This window comes from Mesorhizobium sp. M7A.F.Ca.AU.002.02.1.1 (genome assembly GCF_003998535.1).
GTDB classification, from domain to species: domain Bacteria; phylum Pseudomonadota; class Alphaproteobacteria; order Rhizobiales; family Rhizobiaceae; genus Mesorhizobium; species Mesorhizobium ciceri.
Map to the genome: position 1 here is coordinate 1 of NZ_RZPB01001259.1, position 1,054 is coordinate 1,054.

At 62.3% G+C, this 1,054-nt stretch carries 2 protein-coding genes; both read right to left on the bottom strand.

Annotation, left to right across the window (positions count from 1 at the left end):
• A partial coding sequence (locus EN879_RS36970; protein ID WP_164774895.1) for a VWA domain-containing protein occupies positions 1-702 on the bottom strand: 702 nt, incomplete at its 3' end.
• Between the two features lie 84 nt (positions 703-786).
• A partial coding sequence (locus tag EN879_RS36975) for a DUF1489 family protein (protein ID WP_127274764.1) occupies positions 787-1,054 on the bottom strand: 268 nt, incomplete at its 5' end.

A 1,054-nucleotide genomic window follows, 5' to 3' on the forward strand; every position in this document is an offset into this window, starting at 1 on the left:
CATCAGCCGGTCTCCCGGCCTGCCTCTGGCTTCGAGCGCCTTCAACCCGCCGGTCGCGAACACGGCGACAGCCGAAAGCAGTCCGGCCAGGGTCGCGGCAGCCCGCCGATCAAACCGGAACCAGGCCCCCTTGGACAGCCGCGCAACCTCTTTGAATGCCTTTTCCGCGCTGGAATCATGGCCTTCCTGAAAGACGAAGACAGGAACGCCATGAAGGCCGAGGCTGCCGGCCTTTTCGGCCAGATCGTCGATATCCTCTTCCATCGCATCGCCGATATAGACCAGCGCATTGACCTTAGCGGTTGCCGTCTGTTTCAACGCATGCGCCAGCACCTTGCCGATCTGGGTGTGACCGCTGCGGCACTCGATCCGCGTCATCAGCTGCTTCAAGGCATTGGTGTCGCTCACGAAAGCGGACGAACGGCACTCGCCAAGACCGCGAAAATAAACCAGTTGCACGCTGAGGGTTCCTGCCTTGCCGACGGCGTCGAACATCTGGCCCTGCAGCGTGCAGGCCAGATCCCAGGTTGGCTGGCGGCTCATCGTCGCGTCGAGAGCAAGGATCAGCCTGCCCGAACCGGTCGCCGATGCGGCAAGTGTCCTCGCCTGGCGAATGAAGGCGTCGATCTCGCCAGCGTTGGATTGAGGCTTGATCGGCGCAGGATTGGTCCTCGCTGGCACAGGTTGCTTCTTATCGCTCATAAAAAACAAGATGTGGCGTTGCCACATCGCTTGCAAGCCCCACATCGGGTGGCACAAAGGGCCAGACGGTGATGCCACCTGGGGTCAGAGCAGGCCGAGGTCGGCAAGCTCGCGCCTGAGTTTCGGCGGCATCTCGATCAGTCCGGCCTTGCCCTTGCCCAGATCGGGCGGCGCGTCGGCCGGCTTCAGATAGCGCCAGCCCTGAAAGGCCCGGCGCGGCTGCCAGTCGGTTCGAACAACCTCGGGGTCGAGAATCAGGTGGCAGCGGCCGATGCCTTCACTATCGGTGAACGGCCGGATCTCGGTGATCAGTTGGCGGCACTGCACATTTCCTTTGATCACCCAATAGAGC